A 19,860-nucleotide genomic window follows, 5' to 3' on the forward strand; every position below is an offset into this window, starting at 1 on the left:
TTAAATAGCAGCTTGAAAAGTATAGGGAAGCAGGCACAATAACTGCTGCCTGTATAACTAACCGCTTAAAAAATCCAACGAATGAAAATGAAACGTTACCTGATCCTTCTTGCAGCAGCCTGCCTGTTGCAGTGCAGTGTTTTTGCACAGGAAAAAACAGATTCCACCAAAGATTGGAAAAAGATGGCCTTTGGCGAATATGCCGGTGGTAAAAAGAACAAGGTATACACATCCTGGGGTGGCGACGGGCCTTTGCTGTCCTTTGCTACCAGTGTAAAAGATAATGGCGTGCATGTGCGCAATATTCCCCGCTTTACCTTTTTTGTAAATATAGGCACCAACTTCAACTACGATTTTAATAAGAACTTCGGCATCTTCACCGGTTTAAATATCAAGAACATTGGGCTGATCACCAAAGCCAACGACTCTGTAAAGCTGAAACGCCGTGTATATACGCTGGGAGTGCCTTTGGGCTTTAAGATCGGCGACCTGCGCCACGGCCGCCTCTTCTTTTTTGCCGGCGGCTCCTATGACCTGGCCTTTAATTATAAAGAGAAACAGTTTTTGAATGGTGATAAGAAACACAAATTCAACGAATGGTTCAGCGACCGCACGCCCCTGCTTATGCCTTCCGTGTTTGCCGGTTTCCGCTTCCAGCCGGGCTTTGGGCTTAAAGTACAGTATTACCTGAACGATTTCTTTAACCATGATTTCCAGGAGACTGTGAACGGTGTGGCTACACAACCTTACAAAAACCTGGAGGCAAAAATGTTCTTTGTAACCCTGAGTTATGATTTTGGGCGCATAAATTATCACAAGGATAAGTACAAGCATAAGCATAAGCGCCACTACCACGCAGAAACTAACTTTTAGTATCCGCCATACTAAGTCCCGATCAGAATGGTGTTAACTGGCTTTGGCCGGGTAACACCATTTTATGTTGGCGCTAATTCAATAACTTAGTTGTGTAAAACCAAAACAAGTAACCATGTACGAAACCATCAGCACCACCCTGACAGATGATATTTTGATCATAGCTATCAACCGCCCGGATAAGATGAACGCCCTGAACCAAACCGTGATGAATGAGCTGGCACTGGCTGTGGATGAGGTGTACAAGAAAAAGGAGATCAAAAGCGCCATTATTACCGGTACCGGTGAAAAGGCTTTTATTGCCGGGGCAGATATCTCTGAGTTCCTGGAGCTGTCGCCGGAGCAGGGCGCTGCATTAGCTAAAAAAGGGCATACCATTTTCCAGCGTATAGAAGAATGTCCGAAACCTATTATAGCGGCTGTGAACGGTTTTGCACTGGGCGGTGGCTGTGAGCTGGCCATGGCCTGCCATTTTCGTATAGCCAGCACCAATGCAAAATTCGGGCAGCCGGAGGTGAACCTGGGCCTGATACCCGGTTACGGAGGCACCCAGCGCCTTACGCAGCTGGTAGGTAAAGGCCGGGCCCTGGAGCTGATGATGACGGCCGATATGGTGAGCGCGGCAGATGCGCATGCCATGGGACTGGTGAACCATGTGGTGGAAAAAGAAGCGCTGCTGGACAAAGCCAAAGAAATACTGCAAAAGATCCATGCCAAAGCGCCGCTGGCCATAGCCGGGGTGATCAAATGCGCCAACGCCGCCCTGGATGGGGAGGTGGATGGTTTTGCCCTGGAGATCAACGAGTTTTCTTCCTGTTTTGCCACCCAGGACCTGCAGGAAGGGGCAGCCGCGTTTATACAGAAACGGAAAGCGAACTTCACCGGAGAATAATTAATAATTACGAATTGTCAATTACGACCCCGCCAAAGCGGCACATAGCCTGCCCCGCCAAGCGGGGAATGCCATTGAAAGCAATTACGATATGAGTAATTACGAATGAAAGCCTTTTTGCTGAGGGCCCTATGTTGCACAATATCACTGCAATGCAACCCAATCCGCAATTCGTAATTCGTAATTCCTAATTCTTTATATAGTTTTGTGGCTCAAAATTCAAGCATATGGAATTCAGAATAGAGAAAGACACGATGGGCGAGGTACAGGTACCCGTAAAGGCCTATTATGGCGCTCAAACCCAACGCTCCATTGACAATTTCAGGATAGCACAGGACATTAATAAAATGCCCAAAGAGATCATCCGCGCATTTGCCTATCTGAAAAAAGCGGCCGCGCTTACCAACCTGGATGCCGGTGTGCTGCCCAAAGAAAAGGCCGATCTCATTGGCCAGGTATGCGATGAGATCCTGGAAGGCAAGCTGGATGCTGAATTTCCCCTGGTAGTATGGCAAACCGGTTCCGGTACCCAGTCTAACATGAACGTGAATGAAGTGGTAGCTTACCGCGCCCACGTGATCAACGGCGGCCAGCTTACTGATAAGGATAAGGTGATACACCCGAATGATGATGTAAATAAATCACAATCCTCCAACGATACGTTCCCTACCGCCATGCACATTGCTGCATACAAAATGCTGGTAGAGGTAACTATTCCCGGCATCCGGAAACTGCGGAATACATTGGCGCAAAAGTCGCAGGACTTTATGCATGTGGTAAAAATAGGCCGCACCCATTTTATGGATGCTACGCCCCTTACCGTAGGCCAGGAATTGAGCGGGTATGTGTCCCAGCTGGATCATGGCCTGAAAGCCATTCACAACACCCTGGCACACCTGAGCGAGCTGGCTTTGGGCGGTACCGCTGTAGGCACAGGCATTAATACCCCGAAGAACTATTCCGTGAATGTGGCCCGGCATATTGCCAACCTTACCGGCATTCCCTTTATTACTGCTGAAAATAAATTTGAGGCCCTGGCTGCGCACGATGCTATTGTGGAAGCACATGGCGCACTGAAAACCGTAGCAGTAAGCCTCATGAAAATAGCCAACGATATCCGTATGCTGAGCTCCGGCCCGCGTTCCGGTATTGGTGAGCTGTTCATCCCGGATAATGAGCCCGGTTCTTCCATCATGCCCGGTAAGGTAAACCCTACTCAGTGTGAGGCGCTTACCATGATAGCCGCACAGGTAATGGGGAACGATGTTGCCATTGGTATTGGCGGCGCCAACGGCCATTTTGAGCTGAACGTGTTTAAACCGGTAATGATCTATAATTTCCTGCACAGCGCCCGCCTGTTAGGCGATGGCTGTGTGAGCTTTAATGATAAATGTGCGGAAGGTTTAGCGCCTATTGAAGCCAACATTAAAAAGCACGTTGATAATTCACTGATGCTGGTAACTTCCCTGAACACAAAGATCGGTTACTACAAAGCAGCAGAGATTGCGCAGAAAGCCCATAAAGAAGGCACTACCTTAAAAGAAATGGCGGTGAAGCTGGGATATGTTACACCAGAGCAGTTTGACGAGTGGGTAGACCCGGCCAACATGGTAGGAGAAATCAAGTAACTACAAATGTGCAGATATGCAAAAAGTGCAAATGGTTATCCCATTTGCACTTTTTTATTTTAAGACGGTTTAATGAATACTTAAGTAGATAGTACGCAGGCTGAGGATGATCACCATAATACCCACCATGATCATGAGCGGTTTGCGTTTGATCTTACGTACCAGGATGGCTGCAAAGGGAGATGCTATTACCCCGCCAATGATCAGTCCTACCACAACCTGCCAGCTGCTGATGCCGGTGAAGATCAGGAAGGTAACAGCGCTGGAAGCAGAAATGAAGAATTCTGCAGCATTTACGGAGCCAATAGTATAATGTACGGTGCGGCCTTTGCTCAGTAAGGTAGAAGTTACGATGGGCCCCCATCCGCCGCCGCCAATAGCATCCATAAAGCCACCTACAAAAGCCAGGGGCCCCAGGCGTTTTACTTTGCTTTTACGGCGCTGGCTTTGCAAACCTTTTCTGATGATGATAATACCCAGTATCATAAGATAAGCGCTCATAAAGGGTTTGATCACATCACCGTCAATCTTGTCAGATAACAGGTACGCACCTATGATAGCGCCTGCCATACCAGGTATAAGCAGGTATAAGAATAATTTTTTGTTTACGTTGCCCAGCTTAAAGTGTGCAATGCCGGAAGCACCGGTAGTGAACACTTCTGCCACATGCACGCTGGCACTGGCAATGGCCGGGGGAATACCCAGGCCCAGTAACAGGGAGGAGGAAGTAGCTCCGTAGGCCATGCCCAGGGCGCCATCTACCATTTGAGCGGCTAAGCCCACTCCTATATAAAATAATAGCTGTGAAGTAAAAAGGGATTGTATGAAGTGATATACCCGGGTTTGGGTAGCTGCAGGCACATTGTAATAATAGGTGACCCACAGGCCGGCTATGGTAACAATTGACAGCAGGGTAATAATTACCCACAGGCCACGCTTTTTCTTATTGTCTTCGTTTACCAGCGTTATAAGCATTTCCTGCCTTCTCAGCGTAGCCGGTTGTTGTTCCAGTTTGTCTATCACCTCGTTATGCGACATAATACTTAAACGTTATATAGTCTATATAAATTATAGACTAAAGGTAGACGGAATAAACAGGATATCCAAATAAAAACAAAAAAAAGTCCCGGGTTTTTATTCCCGGAACCTGTCCTATAATGATTGGTTCTTTAATTAAGATCCTTTCTTTTTGAAAACCCCATCATACGTAATAGTTACATAGTACAAACCGCGCATGGTAGGCCCGCCCACATACTGGAAATAAGCGGTATTTAAGATATTGGAACCGCCTACTTTAATGGTGGTGCTTAGCTTGGGCAGCTGGTAGCTAACCTGTGCATCAACCGTGTTGTAGGCCGGCACATCGCCATTGCCAAACAGGTTTTGCCAGTAAAAGGTATCCTGCCAGTGCCATACAATGTTAAACCCTACATGGGGTAACACGGCCCGGTTGCCAAAGCTTACGTTGGTGAACCACCGCGGAGTGTTGAAACCGGGAATGAGGGCATCATCCTGGGTTTTGTCCTGCGCCAGCTTGTTGTAGTTGACATTACCGCTGATAGTATAGGTTTTATAGAAGTTGTAAGACAGCGCTACTGCTGCCCCGTAGTTTTCCACGGTTGATTTACTGTTGGTCCATACCCGGTAGCGGTTTTGCTTGTTCTTATCCAGCATTTGCAGCAGCACATCGGAGGTAGGGGTGTTCACATCCCCGCTTTGCGGCACAGCTACTTCTACCTGGCCTATGAAATGTTTATAGGAGTTGTAATATCCATCTACATCCACAAACACTTTATTATCAAATAAAACGCTTTTGTAACCAGCTTCAAATGCGTGGATCTGTTCAGGTACAATGGGATCCAGGTTGGCTACTTTCAGTATAGATGCATTCTGGGCCGCTGCATTTTCAGTGGTCATACCCGGGTTGGCGTTAATGGTGCGGTTAGTAGCTGTACCAAAGGCTGTTACGGTAGAGGTAAGGAAGGAGTTCTTGAAATAACCCAGTCCATCTTCAATAAATGCCAGCCCGCCTACACGCCGTACCTGCCCGTTGTTTACGAAGGAATAGGCTTCAAACAGGGAGGGGAAGCGGAAACCGTTCTGCCAGGATACGCGGATGTTGTGCTTCTGATCTTTGGTAGTATATACTGCGGCTATACGTGGGTTTATTTTACCGCCAAACTCCTGGTTTTTGTCGTACCGTAAGGAGCCGGTGAGCTTAATGGCATCGTTAAAGAAGGTTTTGGAAGCCTGTACAAAGCCGCCTACTTTGCCGTACCAGATGTGTTTTCCGCCGGGCTGGTTGCGTTTGTCCAGCGAGCGGGTAAAGTCCACGAAGTTGTTCCCATCGGGGATGATCTCATAGGTACGGTAATCAGCGCCTATCAGCACATCGGCAAAATGAACGTACTGGCGCAGGTTCCAGGTACCTTCTGTATGGTAAAAGCGGCTCATTTGCAGTAAGGCTGCACCGCCGGATTTGTTGGTAGAGTCTTTGGATACCGGGTAAATATCCCAGTCGTTAATGCTTTTGATCTTGGCTACCTGCGCATCAAATGCAGCGGTGCCGGGTGTCCAGCGGCCGTTATCAGCAGCAGCGCGGGCTGCGCGGTGAGCGGCTGCCAGGTCACCGGGAGCGGCAGTGAGGGCGTTATTGAGCGCTGTGGTATAATCTGCTTTCCACTGGTTATCTGATTTAAAGGATTTCTCCAGGTTATCCGCCAGCGGGTTCATATTGTAGGAGTCGCCGGTGTTTTCAATGGAAACATAGGAGCGCAGGGTAAAATCATTGTGCACCAGCTCCAGCTTGTGATTCTGTACTACCACGTTCTTTAAACCAATACGGTTACCACGCTGAAAGAAGCCATCCATCAGGCCTACACGGTAGGCATAAGATAATTCCAGCTTAGGATTGATCTTATAATGAAGGGCAGCATCGGCCTTTACATTCTTTACGCCATAATCGCCTACCAGGTCTTTTTCCCAGTAACCGGTGCGGTGCACATTGTAGGCGCGGCCATCTTTATCCTTAATAGCAATATCTGTCTGGTCCGCATATTTATTCCACGCATCATTGGCAATATTATCTGCACCGCTTAGCTGCGGAAAGTCAGGATTGGCCTTGCTTTGCGGGTTAAAGTCGTTATGGCTGTCGGCATACCAGTCGGTACCCTTCATGTAGCTGAAGTTCACTTTAAATGCCCATTTATCATTGATCGCCTGCGCATAACGGATGGCAGTTTCCGTGATGGGCTTGGGGGAGCTGCCTTTACCGTCAAAATGATTAAAGGCTACCTTTTGCATTACGCTTACGCCCTGGTACTGAAAGGGATTTTTAGTAACAAGGTTGGACATGCCGTTAATGGCGTTCATGCCATACAGGGCGGAAGATGCGCCGGGCGTAACTTCTACGCTTAGGATATCCAGCTCTGTGGGCCCGATGGCGTTACCCAGGGGTACGCCCAGGGTAGCGGCCTGGTTATCCACCCCATCTACCAGCTGCATGAACCGGAAGTTATTGGGCACGTTAAAACCGCGGGTATTGAACACTTTAAAGGTAAGGCCGGCTGTGGTCATCTGCACACCTTTAAGGTTGCCGATAGCATCGTAAAAAGAGGCTGCGGGTGTGGATTTCAGCGCCCGTATATCCAGCTTTTCAATGGCTACCGGTGATTTTAACAGCTTCTCCTGCTGGCGGCTGGCAGATACCACCACTTCATTCACCAGTAAGGATTGGGTATATAATTGTATCTGCAGGCGGCTGTTGCTGTTGCGTACATCAAACTCCTGCGGTTGGTAGCCCATGAGGCGTATTACCAGCCGGTAGGGGAATTTGGTATTGGTAGTCAGCTCAAAATGGCCGGTGCTGTCTGTTGTGGTGCCAAAAGAAGTATTCTTTATCTGGATGGAGGCGCCGGGAAGAGCCTCTCCCTTATCATCTACGATCCGTCCGGCTATAATATAGTTGCCATTCAGCTGCGCCTGGGCCAGTACCGGCGGCAGCAGTAATAACAGCCACAGGCAGGTAGACTTAATTCGTTGCATTGTAGTTTATTTGGTAGTAAATTTTTTAATGTATGGTTGGTGTAGATCAATAATGTATTGTGGATGCGCTGTTTGTACAACATCGGTCAAAGGCATACTGTATATGAGCGCTCCAGAAAATCATATAGTCTATAGAATTTGTGGACAAATGTATAAAAGGGAATTAACTTTTCAAAGCAGGCGGAAAAAAAGTCCTAAAATGAGGGGAGAAGGGGGAATGAGAAGATGTGCAAATATGCTGATATGCAGATGTGCAGAAGGAGTAATGTATTGATAGGCTAATATGCTGGCTGGGATGCTTCAATAGGTTGATCTGATATGCTAATATGTAGGTTTGACTTAAGAGCCTAATGTGTATGCTGATGACGGTTAACGGTTTGACACCTTGCCGCGCATACCGGCTTCTATGTTGTAACCATAAGTATCTTTCAGGTTCTTATCTATCTGCTCTTATACGGAAGTGAGGATGATGTTTGGGCAAACGACAATGCATATACGTAAACGCCCATACCGATGAAAAGTAAGGTAGCTTTCATACATAGTGATAACAGGTTGTGAATGACCGGCGGAGAACGCTTTATTCTACTGCGCCATTTACTACGGCTTCACTATGGGAACCGTTACCGTTAGTAGTTTCCATGCGTTTGCTGAAAAAGCGGCGCTGGAACACCAGGATGGTAATTACCCCGGTAGAAATGGCTGCATCTGCAATATTAAATACGGGACGGAAGAAAATAAAATAATCGCCGCCCTTGATAGGGATCCACTTTGGCAGGTAACCTTCATAAATGGGGAAGTACAGCATATCTACCACCCGGCCGTGTAAAAAGGCGCCATAACCGCCTTCCTTTGGCATAAAACGGGCAATATCATAACTGCTGTCGCTGAAAATAAGCCCGTAGAACATACTGTCTATCAGGTTGCCGGCTGCACCGGCCAGTATCAGGGAGCCGCAAATGAGCAAGCCGGTATGGAATTTCTGGGCTACCAGCTTGCGCATGTACCAGAAACCAATTACCACAGCTACCAGGCGGAATAAGGTCAGCAATATTTTACCGAAGTCTCCTCCGAACTTTAAGCCATACGCCATCCCTTCATTTTCAATGAAATGAATGCGGAACCAGTTAGGGAGGATCACAAACTCCTGCTGCATATACAGGTGGGTTTTTATCCAAAACTTCAGCGCCTGGTCTATGATCAGGATCAGTACTACGATAAATATGACGTGACGATATTTCATAATGGTTTAGTGCTGTTTATGTAAACCGCAAAACTGTACCGGTAACGGCTGTTTTGAAGGAACACAAATTTTACCAAAAATAATAGATTTATTTAAAGTGGAAAGCGGTATTACTCTTCAAAATAAATCCTTTTTACCCGCTGGGAGATCCCGGTTAAGATCTCATAAGGAATAGTGCCTGCCCAGGAGGCTATCTGCTGAACGGGCAGCTGCTGCCCAAAAACGATCACTTCATCACCTTCCGCTACTTCAGGAATATGGGTTACATCCAGCATCAGCATATCCATGGCCACTATACCGGCTACCGGGGCCAGCTGCCCGCGCACGAGCATCTTCCCTACCCCATTGCTCAGGGAGCGGGGGTATCCATCGGCATAGCCTATACGAACCGTGGCAATTACAGCCGGGCCAGGGGCGGTCCATTTGGCGCCGTAACCTACGGTTTCCCCTTCGGAGAGGTATTTAAGCTGGGCAATAGTGGTTTTAAGGGTGCTTACATTTTGCAGCTTTTCCTGCATTTCACCGTTACCGCTGTCAATACCATACATGCCAATGCCCAGGCGCACCATATCCAGCTGAAGGTCCGGGTGGCGCTGTATGGCGGCGCTGTTAGCTATATGGCGTATGCCAATATACCCCAGCGCTTTTTGCAGCTCGTGGCTCATTTCATAGAACAGGCGGCCCTGCCGGCGGGTAAATTCGTCCATGGCAGGGTCTTCGCTGGCAGCCAGGTGGCTGAAAATAGACTTCACTTTCAGCTGCCCGTTCTCTGTAAGAATGCGGGCCAGGGCAGGAATATCCTTTTTATCAAATCCCAGGCGGTGCATGCCGGTATCCAGCTTCACGTGAATGGGAAAATCTGTTTTACCGCTGGTACGCACTTCTTCCTCAAACTGCTGCAACAGCAGCAGGGAGTAAATTTCCGGCTCCAGGTTCCATTGCAGAATGGCGTCAAAAGAGCTGGGCTCCGGGTTCATGACCATAATGGGCATGGTAATACCGGTGCGGCGCAGCTCTACCCCCTCATCCGCATAAGCTACGGCCAGGTAATCAATGCCATGGAACTGCAGCAGGTTGGCTATTTCAAAACTGCCGCTGCCGTAGGAAAAAGCCTTTACCATGGCCATTAACCTGGTTTCCGGCTTCAGGAGCGCCTGGTATTGTTTTACATTATGTGTGATGGCGCTCAGGTTAATTTCCAGGATGGTCTGATGCACTTTATGCTCCAGCAGCTTGCCAATACGCTCAAACTTGAACGGGCGGGCGCCTTTCAGCAAAATGGTCTCATGCTGAAAATCCTGCTGGCTGAACTGCTGGATAAACGCTTCCATAGTGGGAAAGAACTGGCCTTTTAAGCCTGGTATATCCTGGAAGGCGCGCGTTTCCCGGCTAATATTCTTGCCAATGCCAATAAGGCGCTGGATACCTTTTTTCTTCAGCATGCCGGCTACTTCCTCATACAGGGAAGCATCACTACGGCCGCTTTGCAAAATATCACTGAGTATAACCGTACGCGTAGGGTGCTGTTGCTGCTGCTGTAAAAAATCCAGCGCAATGGCCAGCGATCCCAGGTCGGAGTTATAGCTGTCGTTAATGATAGAGCTGTTGTTAATGCCCTGTTTCAGCTCCAGGCGCATGGCGATATTACCCAGCAGGTCCATCCGCTGGCGAATCACCTGGTGATCAATACCCAGATACAGCATCAGCGCCCAGCAGTGAATGGCGTTTTCCACGGAACCTTCATCTACAAAAGGAATGCTGATATAGATGGGCGCGTTCTGGTACAGCGCATCAATACGGGTGCAGGCATGATCCTTATCTACACTGATAATGCGCAGGTCTGCATCTGTTTTGCGCGACCAGGCCAGCAGCTGTAAGCCCTGCTGGTTATCCCGTTTGCCGATCTGCGAGTGAAATTGAAGCACACATTCATTCAGCTCCAGGTAATCTTTACTGTAAATAAGCACATCGCTTTTGGCAAACAGCACCAGCTTTTCATTGATCTTCTGGCGCCGGTTCAGGAAGCCTTCATTATGCGCGTCGCCTATGTTGGTAAAAATACCGATGGTAGGGCGGATGATCTTTTCCAGGTGCTCCATTTCACCGGGCTGGGAAATGCCGGCTTCAAAAATGGCCAGCTGGTTGGCGGCGTCCATTTGCCATACGGATAAGGGCACGCCTATTTGCGAGTTATAGCTTTTGGGGCTGCGTACAATATTGTAATCCTTTTCCAGCAGCTGGAACAGCCATTCCTTTATAATGGTTTTACCGTTACTGCCGGTAATGCCTATTACAGGAATGTGGAACTGCTGCCGGTGCCAGGCTACCAGCGTGTGCAGGGACTGCAGGGTATCTTTTACCAGGATGATGTTAGCATCAGGGTACAGCTCCAGCGGCAGGTGCTCGCTTACCAGGAAGTTACGTACCCCTTTTTCATATAATTCGGGGATGTACTGGTGAGCATTGCGCCGTGTGCTGACGATTGGAATAAAAAGCGAGGTCTCCGGAAAGATCAATTTCCTGCTGTCCAGCAAAATATGCGCTATCTCCGGTGCTCCTGCGTCCTGTAAAAGTTCTCCTTTCAGGACCTTACTGATACTTGCTGCGTTATACATAGTTTCTCTGTCTGTTGGCATCGGGCAGGCTGACTCTTTACCTGCCAATGCGCCTGAATTACTTTTCTGAAGTTACCTTTTCCCCTGCTCCCTTCTTGTTATGATAAATGGAGTACAGGATAGCGCCGCCCAAACAGCATACAATCACTATGAGCGACACATATACCGGCATATGAAAATGGAATATTTCTGCCAGCATTTTTACACCTATAAATATCAGTACAATGGCAATACCCTGCTGCAGGTAATCAAACTGGTCCACTGCACCCCGTAACAGGAAGAACAGGGAGCGCAGGCCCAGCACAGCAAAGATATTGGAAGTATACACCACCAGCGGCTCCTGCGAAATGGCAAATACGGCCGGAATGGAATCCAGCGCAAACAGCACATCAGTTACCGCCAGCATTACCACTACTATACTGAGATTGGTGAAATATACTTTATTATTTTTTTTAACGGTGAAACGGCCGTGCGGCTCTTCATGCGTAATGCGCATGTATTTACTCATAAACCGGTAGGCAATATTTTCCTCCGGTTTAAACTCCTCTTCCTGATCTACTACGAACATTTTAATGCCGGTATACACCAGGAAGGCGCCAAATACATACAGGATCCAGCTGAAGCGGGCTATGAGCGCGGCGCCAACTGTGATAAAAACAGCGCGTAACACAATGGCCATGAGGATGCCGATGAGCAGCACACGCGCATAACTGCTTTCTTTTATTTTAAAGAATCCGAAGATGAGGATGAACACAAAAATATTATCAATAGAAAGCGACCATTCCATGAGGTAGGCGCTCAGATAGTTGATGGCTGTTTCATGCCCGTTCTCATACCACACAAATGCAAAGAAGACTAATGACAAACCTACCCAGAAAGAGGTTTGCAACAATGCTTTTTTAATAGAGACAGTAGTAGACTTTTTACTTAATAAACCCAGGTCAAAGATCAGCGCCAGGACGATAACGATGCCAAAAATTAGATACGTCCACTGTGTGGGTGTCATGCAGCCGTTTAGTATTTAGTGAATGGCAAAGATAATAGATTTAGTTTATGGTCCATGGACCATAGACAGCAGGGGCCGCTACTCAAACTTACGCTGACGTATAAACTGGAATACCATGGCAAATAAGAGGATCAGGCCTACGGGCGCCAGGAAACAGATGACCTGCCATTTGGTGCGTTCCTGTTTTATTTTTTGCGCATCCAGCAGGCGCAGGGTTACTTCTTTATTGCGCGTTTCCATAATGCCGGAGGTGTTGGTGAGGTATTCCAGGCAGTTCAGGAAAAATTCTTTATTGGCAAATACAAAATCCGGGTTAAAGGAATTGATGCCCATTTGTAGCGGCCCATCCTTACGGGATACGGCATTGGTAATAATATCACCATCGCTGATCACGATCATTTTATTGACAGTATCTGCCTTGTCGCGGAAAGGTTCGCCGGAGGCCACTTCCACAGCAGCCTGCTGCGCTTTATCCAGCCGGTGGCGGAACAGGGAGGTAAAACGGCCTTCCAGCAGCACGGCGGCGGGCAGGTAAGCCTGCCGGTAATCGCGCGGGTTAGGTTTGGTGCGCACACTTTCCCAGCTTATTTCTGCCGGGGTACGTATGCTGCGGCTGCTGCGGGAGGAGGTGAGCAAGATAGTTTTAGTAACATCTTCTCCTTTAATAGTATCAATAGAGCTGGTAAAATGGCTCAGCACCAGATCCATATTTTTTACAATAGGATGGCTGCCGGTGGGCGACAGCAGCGGGAAGTAAGGGAAAGGTACCGGCCGTATCTGCGGTTTGTTGCCCATATTACCTACTACCAGCGGCACCAGGTCTGACTGCAGATCCTCTATCAGGTCCGGGTTAATGCGTACCCCGTAACGGAACAGCAGGTCTTCCAGGTTCAGGCCCCGGTCAAATGCAATAAAGGAATTCTGCTGCTGCAGGCTGTCCATGCTGGCATTCAACACATCCAGGCACCACAGCACTTTGCCGCCCCTCATTACATACTGGTCTATTTTCAGCTTATCATCATCCGTGAATTTTTGTGTAGGCCTTGCAAACAGCAGCAGGTCAAAATCGCGGGGAATGTGGCTATTGCCCTGCAGGGAAAAAGTATCCAGCTGGTAATTGCTTTGCACGGTGGTAAGTGCATCGTACACCTCTGCGCCTAAAGATTCCCCGTTGCCCAGCATATAACCTACCAGCGGTTTGCGGGGTTGCTGCAGTTTGTAAATGGCGTTAATGAACTGGTATTCCAGCAGCGCTTCTGAATTGCTCATAGCGGCCGTAGGATCCTGCCCGCCCTGGCTTTTCAGCAGGTTTACGCCAATGCTTTTATCCTTGTAATGCACCAGGGCGCCGGGGAAAATAAGCTTTTCGGAAAAACCTTCATTGGCATCCTGCTGCACCTGCAGGTTAAAAGGCATGATACCTTTGGCTACCAGCTCCTGCTGAAAGGCCGCCCGTGCACTGTCTGCCATGCCCTGGCCGGGGCCCTGGAAAGAGAAGCGGATGTTTTTGCCGCCATATTCCCGGAACTCGCTCAGCAGCTCTTCCGTGGCCTGCGCCAGCTGTTTAAAGGCTGCGGGATAATCGCCTTTCAGGAACACTTCTATGGTAACGGTGCTATCCAGCCCGCGTAATAATTGTTTGGTGGAGGGGGCCAGGGTATATCTTTTTTCGGCAGTAAGGTCCGCACGGCCATGTATATACGCTGCTGCCACATTTACGCCTATTAAAACCGCTACTATTACCAGCGCGCGCTGCAGGTACTTTTTCTGGTTGCCGGAGCTTTGCCATACCCGGCGCTGCAGGGATAACTTGCTGAGGAACAGCATCAGCACAATTACGCTGGCAAAATAGATCACATCCCGGCTATCTATTACGCCCCGGCTAATGGAGGTGTAATGGAATTTTATACCGGCCATTTGCAGGTAATAATCCGCCCCGCCGGAAAAGGCAGGGATCTTGCTCAACGCATCAAACCCATTATAAAAAAGGAAACAGGTGAAAACCGCTACCAGGAAGGCTACCACCGCATTGCCCGTAAGGGAGGATGCCCAGATGCCAATGGCGGTGAACACAATACCCAGCAGCAGCAGGCCCAGGTAAGAGCCGGCAATGCCGCCATTGTCCAGGTGCACAGTGGGTGCGCTGAGCTGCTGAATGGCTAAATAATATACCAGTGTGGGAATGAGCGATATCAATACAATTAATGCGCTGGCCCAGAACTTACCCTGCACTATCTGCCACCAGGTAAGGGGTTTGGTGCTAAGCAGCTCTATGGTGCCGGACCGGAACTCATCTGCAAAGCTGCGCATGGTAATGGCCGGGATCAGTAAAAGGTAAATGATGGGCGCCAGCTCAAAAAGCGGGTCCAGGTTGGCATAACCAAAGTCCAGCAGGCTGGTATCCGGGAATACAAAGAGCAGCAGCCCGTTTGCCAGTAAAAAAAGGATGATGGCCACATAGCCAGTGATACTGCTGAAGAACTGATGTATTTCCTTTCTGAAGATGGCTATCATAGCATTAATAAAAGTACAAATATATTAGAACGGTGGAAATCTGTACTTATTATTTTAAAAGGGGAACAAAGGTTGTAATTGTAAGTCAGTGGGTTACTATAGGAAAGTGCAGATGGGGGAGTGAAAGGTAGTGGCTACAGGTAGTTGGTTACTACCTGCTGCCTGCAGGGGCATGCAGTAATGGTTGGATTAGTGGAACGCGCTTTCGCTTTCTTCCTCTTCTTCTTCGTATTCTTCCTCCTCTTCTTCCAGCACCAGGGCTTCCAGGCCGTTCTTGTACCGGTAATTATTCACTGCGGCTTTGATGGCTTCTTCAGCCAGCACAGAGCAGTGCAGCTTTACGGGCGGCAGGTTCAGCTCTTCTACAATATCCATGTTATCGATCCGTAATGCCTCATGGATAGTTTTGCCTTTCAGCCATTCTGTTACCAGGGAGGATGCTGCGATAGCAGATCCGCAGCCAAAGGTCTTGAACCTGGCGTCAGTGATCACCTGCGTTACGGGATTTACCTCGATCTGTAAACGCATTATATCACTGTGTCCATGCTCCGGAGACCCTACCAGCGCGGTTCCTACTGCTTTACTGTTTTTGTCCAGCGAGCCTACGTTCTTCGGGTTGTTATAATGCTCCAGTACTTTTTCCGAGTAAGCCATACTGATATATATTTAAATAAACGATTGCAGATTTTTTACTTAACTAATGTAAGCAGTGATTGATTAATACACACCCCCCTTTCATGCCATTTCGATCTGCGATTTTAGATTTCGCCTGAGGCGATTGTTATGTTAGTTGTATTTGTCCCTTTAAATCTAAGATCTAAAATCTCAATGCGCCCATTGTATAGTGTCAAGGTCTATGCCATCTTTAAACATTTCCCAGAGGGGGCTAATGGCGCGCAGCCGGTTCACCGCATCTGTAACGGCTTGTATGGTATAGTTTATTTGTTCCTCTGTAGTAAAACGGCCCAGTCCAAAACGCAGGGAGGAGTGGGCCAGATCATCGCCCAGGCCCAGTGCCTTCAGCACATAGCTGGGTTCCAGGGAGGCGCTGGTACAGGCCGATCCGGAGGAAAGGGCAATGCTTTTGTTGAAGCCCATCAGCAGGCCTTCACCTTCCACATACTTAAATGAAATATTGCTTACATGGGGCAGGCGCTGGTTGGGGGCGCCATTCAGGTAAGATTCTTCCAGCTGTAGTAATGCTTTTTCAAGCTTGTCCCTTAATATTTGCAGGTGTTTGCCGTCTTCTTCCATTTCCTGCTGGCATATTTCACAGGCTTTTCCGAAACCCACTATGCCCGGCACATTCAGCGTACCGGAGCGCATGCCTCTTTCATGGCCGCCGCCATCCAGCTGGGCGGTTACCTTTACCCGGGGCGATTTGCGGCGTACATACAGTGCGCCTACCCCTTTGGGGCCATACATTTTATGGGCGCTAAAGGCCATCAGGTCTATACCATCTTTGTTCACATCCACCGGTATCTTGCCCACGGCCTGTGTGGCATCCGTCATTAACAGCACGCCATGGCGGCGGGTAATGGCGCTGATGTCGCGCATGGGGTTTATAACACCTATCTCGTTATTGGCATATATCACGGCTACCATGATGGTGGCAGGCGTAATGGCGGCTTCCAGCTCCTTCAGGTCTATAAAGCCTTCGCTGTTCACACCCAGGTAGGTGACCCGCGCGCCCTGTTTTTCCAGGTGCTTGCAGGTGTCCAGCACGGCTTTATGTTCTGTGGCGGTGGTAATTATGTGATTGCCTTTGGCGGCGTACATCTCAAACACGCCTTTAAGGGCCAGGTTATCGGATTCTGTGGCGCCGGAGGGGAAAATGATCTCCTTGGGATCGGCGCCTATCAGCTTAGCCACCTGTTCCCGGGCAAAGTCCACTGCCTCCTCTGCTGCCCAGCCAAAAGGATGGTTACGGCTGGCTGCATTGCCGAAAGTTTCGGTGAAATAAGGCAGCATAGCCTCCACCACACGGGGATCGCAGGGGGTGGTAGCGTTATTGTCCAGGTATATCGGTAGCTTTAACATGACGGTTTGATCTTAATGTAATTCTAAACGATGTTAATCAAATTTACGACGAAACTTGCATTGATGCCCTGTTAGGCCCATCTATAAATACAATAGGCAAATAGAATGCCTCTATGGATTGGGAATTTTTTGGGAACTTGCCCCTGCTAAATAACACATGCATGTTAAAAGTAGAACATATTGGCATTGCCGTGGCTTCCCTTACGGATGCTATTCCCTTATTTGAAAAGCTGCTGAACAGCCCCTGTTATAAGCAGGAGGCGGTGGAGAGCGAGCAGGTGCAGACGGCTTTTTTCCGCCAGGGCGAGAGCAAGGTGGAGCTGCTGGAAGCCATGGGACCGGATAGCGTGATTGCCCGGTTTATTGCCAAAAAAGGCGCGGGCATACATCATATTGCCTTTGAGGTAAGCAATATTGAGGAAGAAATGCAACGACTTGCTGCGGAAGGCTTCACCCTTTTACAAGATAAGCCCAGGCAGGGGGCGGATAATAAGCTGGTGTGTTTCCTGCACCCGAAGGATACGAGCGGGGTGCTGGTGGAGCTGTGCCAGGAGCGGAAGTGATGCGCAGATATGCAGATATGCGGATGTGCAGATGGATGTTGGAGGATGGAATTGGGTAAATATGGTGGAGGGGATGGTTAAATGAGTAGTTTAGCCTGTTTAACCATCCCCTGACATGGACTTCACTAGGGATTCACCAGGGAAAAACATGGGATTTAGTAGGGAAACTCATGAGAAACTCATGAGAAACTCATGGGAAACACATGGAGTTGAAGAGGTAAGATGCAGGATGTAAAAGTGGGAAGTAAGCGGTAAGAAGTGGGATGATTGAGACTGGGATGTTGAAAATTGTGGTAAAAATGATGTGGGGTTTTATGTAGGGGGGAGGAGTTGCGCAGCAATGTCGCAGCAATTACGGAGCCTTTTTAGGAGGGAAGCATACCAGTATCACTGCCCTCTGGGCAAGTTATCTGTGCCGCTGTGCCTGTTTAGATAAGCTATTCTCCAGCCTGCAAGTTCTACTAAAATTATTAGGTAAACTTTTTAACAGTGTTACATACTGATTACCAGTTTTTTGTTATTGATAAAAAAAATTCCATTTTATTAAATCCAAACATGTTAATGTTAACGTAAGTAGTATAGTGCAGAGTTAATTGATGGAAAGATTTAGTTAATATAAACAAATGCCTTAATAAGGATTAAAGACCATACGAGCTTTGTTTATACTTCAATTTGAACTTCGAGAGTGTTTTACAGATAACTAGGAAAGTGGGTATTATGCCCGCTTTTTTAAACGAACTCTAAAGTTGGCATAGGTTATGAACACCTGCGGGTTTTTTAGCTTGCAGGTCTTTTTTTTTATTAAAGCGCCAACTTTTTTAGGATACGGATGTGGAATCATGTGGTGCGGTGCTGGCGGATTTGAGATGTTTAAATGGAATAATTTGCTGATGTGCAGCTATGGAATGAATGTACTGCTATGCTAATATGCTGGCGGGTTTGATGTGTAGGTGGAATAGTGTGCTGTGGAGGATATGCAATTGAGATAATAAGCTGAAATGCTAGTTTCTATTGGGAATATTTGACAATCAAAAATGCCTGCCAGGCTTCAATCCGGCAGGCATTTTTTGTTAGCAAAAACAGCACATCAGCCGATCACCTTCTCCATTCCCATGCTGCGGCTGCCTTTAACAAGAATATAAGTATCCGTGAACTGCTGCTGCTGTAGCCAGTTAGCCGCTGCTGCTGCATTGTCCAGGTATACATAGGGTTGGTTTATTTTACTGAAATCACCTCCTACCAATACCACGGCATGCCAGTGTGTGCGCTGCAGCAGATCGGCCAGGGCCTGGTGTTCCTTTACACTATCTGCTCCCAGCTCCATCATAGCGCCTAACAGCAATACCTTTTTAGCTGCATTAATACCGGTAAAATTTTCAATAGCGGCCTTCATGCTGGATGGATTAGCATTATAAGCATCCATGATAATAGTATTGGAGCCCTGCTGTATCACCTGGGAGCGGTTGTTGGAGGGCACATAACCTTCAATAGCTGCTTTGATATTAGCCGGCGGTACGTTGAAATACAGGCCCACGGCTACTGCGGCCATTACATTGGGAAAATTATAGGCGCCGGTAAGCCGGGTTTGCAGCGTGCCTACTTCTTCATCGCTGGTTACCTGCACTCCTAAGAATGCGCTTTCTGCCAGGGGGCGGCCGGTAAAGTCGGCCTCTTTTTCACCGTAGGTGATCACTTCCATCATACCCTTGCTCATGTCCAGCAGGTAAGGGTATTGGTTGCATACAAACACGGTGCCGTCATGCTCCCGCAAATAATCATACAGCTCGCCTTTGGCCTTGCGCACCCCTTCTTCGCTGCCAAAGCCTTCCAGGTGGGCCTTACCAATATTAGTAATAATACCGTGTGTGGGCAGGGCTATGCGGCAGTAGGCTTCAATTTCATGCTGGTGGTTAGCGCCCATTTCTATTACGGCTATCTGCGTACCGGCGGGTATGCTCAACAGCGTAAGCGGTACGCCAATGTGATTATTAAGGTTACCAACGGTGGCCACTGTTTTGTAGGTGCTGGCCAGCACAGTGCTCACCAGCTCTTTCGTAGTGGTTTTACCGTTAGTGCCGGTAATGGCCAGTATAGGTATGTTCAGCTGCCGGCGGTGCCACAATGCCAGCTCCTGCAGGGTATGCAGGGCATCTTTTACCAGCATCATTTTTTCCGGCTGTGTGTAATATGCTTCCTCATCTATTACCGCTAATGCAGCACCAGCCTGCAATGCTGCTTCAGCATAGGCGTTGCCGTTAAAGTTAGGTCCTTTAAGCGCAAAGAAAATATCGTTGGCTTTAAGCTTGCGTGTATCCGTCTGAACAGCAGGATGTTGCTGGTAAAAAGCATAGAGCTCGTCAATACTTGTCATATACAAATATATTTAAAATATAATTTATGTTGCCGTGCTGCGTTATTCTTCCCGATAGAGGCAACCGTTTTTAA

At 48.2% G+C, this 19,860-nt stretch carries 13 protein-coding genes; 4 read left to right on the forward strand and 9 right to left on the reverse strand.

Annotation, left to right across the window (positions count from 1 at the left end; all coding sequences use genetic code 11):
- Positions 1-81: 81 nt before the first annotated feature.
- The 3 genes from KVT36_RS10510 (at position 82) to fumC (ending at position 3,393) form a co-directional block, all read left to right on the forward strand.
- Positions 82-873 carry an outer membrane beta-barrel protein gene (locus tag KVT36_RS10510; RefSeq protein WP_217603448.1) on the forward strand — a complete coding sequence of 264 codons (792 nt, stop codon included), beginning with the start codon at positions 82-84 and terminating at the stop codon, positions 871-873.
- 115 nt (positions 874-988) lie between these two features.
- The gene (locus KVT36_RS10515) at positions 989-1,765 is read left to right on the forward strand and encodes an enoyl-CoA hydratase/isomerase family protein (RefSeq protein ID WP_217603449.1); all 777 of its coding nucleotides are present in this window, start codon (positions 989-991) and stop codon (positions 1,763-1,765) included.
- A 227-nt stretch (positions 1,766-1,992) separates the two neighbouring features.
- Positions 1,993-3,393 (forward strand): class II fumarate hydratase, encoded by a 1,401-nt coding sequence (gene fumC, locus KVT36_RS10520; protein WP_217603450.1) that lies wholly within the window; start codon positions 1,993-1,995, stop codon positions 3,391-3,393.
- Between the two features lie 69 nt (positions 3,394-3,462).
- Here the strand turns inward: fumC and KVT36_RS10525 are convergent, their stop codons facing one another.
- The 8 genes from KVT36_RS10525 to KVT36_RS10560 all read right to left on the reverse strand — a co-directional run bounded on the left by KVT36_RS10525 (position 3,463) and on the right by KVT36_RS10560 (position 16,852).
- Positions 3,463-4,431: a sulfite exporter TauE/SafE family protein gene (locus KVT36_RS10525; RefSeq protein WP_217603451.1), complete on the reverse strand. Its 969-nt coding sequence runs from the start codon at positions 4,429-4,431 to the stop codon at positions 3,463-3,465.
- 135 nt (positions 4,432-4,566) lie between these two features.
- The gene (locus KVT36_RS10530) at positions 4,567-7,437 is read right to left on the reverse strand and encodes a TonB-dependent receptor (protein WP_217603452.1); all 2,871 of its coding nucleotides are present in this window, start codon (positions 7,435-7,437) and stop codon (positions 4,567-4,569) included.
- Positions 7,438-8,014: 577 nt separating this feature from the next.
- A complete protein-coding gene (locus tag KVT36_RS10535; RefSeq protein ID WP_217603453.1) occupies positions 8,015-8,677 on the reverse strand; it encodes a lipoprotein signal peptidase in 663 nt (220 codons plus the stop codon).
- A gap of 110 nt (positions 8,678-8,787) precedes the next feature.
- Entirely contained in the window at positions 8,788-11,313 is a 2,526-nt protein-coding gene (locus tag KVT36_RS10540) for a bifunctional UDP-N-acetylmuramoyl-tripeptide:D-alanyl-D-alanine ligase/alanine racemase (RefSeq protein WP_254639944.1), read from the reverse strand.
- 37 nt (positions 11,314-11,350) lie between these two features.
- Positions 11,351-12,298: a TerC/Alx family metal homeostasis membrane protein gene (locus tag KVT36_RS10545; protein ID WP_217603454.1), complete on the reverse strand. Its 948-nt coding sequence runs from the start codon at positions 12,296-12,298 to the stop codon at positions 11,351-11,353.
- A 78-nt stretch (positions 12,299-12,376) separates the two neighbouring features.
- Positions 12,377-14,812, reverse strand: coding sequence for a gliding motility-associated ABC transporter substrate-binding protein GldG (gene gldG, locus KVT36_RS10550; RefSeq protein WP_217603455.1), 2,436 nt, complete (start codon positions 14,810-14,812; stop codon positions 12,377-12,379).
- Between the two features lie 189 nt (positions 14,813-15,001).
- Positions 15,002-15,466 carry an iron-sulfur cluster assembly scaffold protein gene (locus KVT36_RS10555; protein ID WP_089906500.1) on the reverse strand — a complete coding sequence of 155 codons (465 nt, stop codon included), beginning with the start codon at positions 15,464-15,466 and terminating at the stop codon, positions 15,002-15,004.
- A gap of 171 nt (positions 15,467-15,637) precedes the next feature.
- A complete protein-coding gene (locus KVT36_RS10560; protein WP_217603456.1) occupies positions 15,638-16,852 on the reverse strand; it encodes an IscS subfamily cysteine desulfurase in 1,215 nt (404 codons plus the stop codon).
- Between the two features lie 161 nt (positions 16,853-17,013).
- Between KVT36_RS10560 and mce the strand changes: the two genes are divergently transcribed.
- Positions 17,014-17,415: a methylmalonyl-CoA epimerase gene (gene mce, locus KVT36_RS10565; RefSeq protein ID WP_217603457.1), complete on the forward strand. Its 402-nt coding sequence runs from the start codon at positions 17,014-17,016 to the stop codon at positions 17,413-17,415.
- A gap of 1,087 nt (positions 17,416-18,502) precedes the next feature.
- Here mce and murF read toward each other — a convergent pair.
- The gene (murF, locus tag KVT36_RS10570; protein ID WP_217603458.1) at positions 18,503-19,786 is read right to left on the reverse strand and encodes a UDP-N-acetylmuramoyl-tripeptide--D-alanyl-D-alanine ligase; all 1,284 of its coding nucleotides are present in this window, start codon (positions 19,784-19,786) and stop codon (positions 18,503-18,505) included.
- Positions 19,787-19,860 lie beyond the last annotated feature (74 nt).

The organism is Chitinophaga sp. GbtcB8 (genome assembly GCF_019091455.1).
Lineage (GTDB): Bacteria > Bacteroidota > Bacteroidia > Chitinophagales > Chitinophagaceae > Chitinophaga.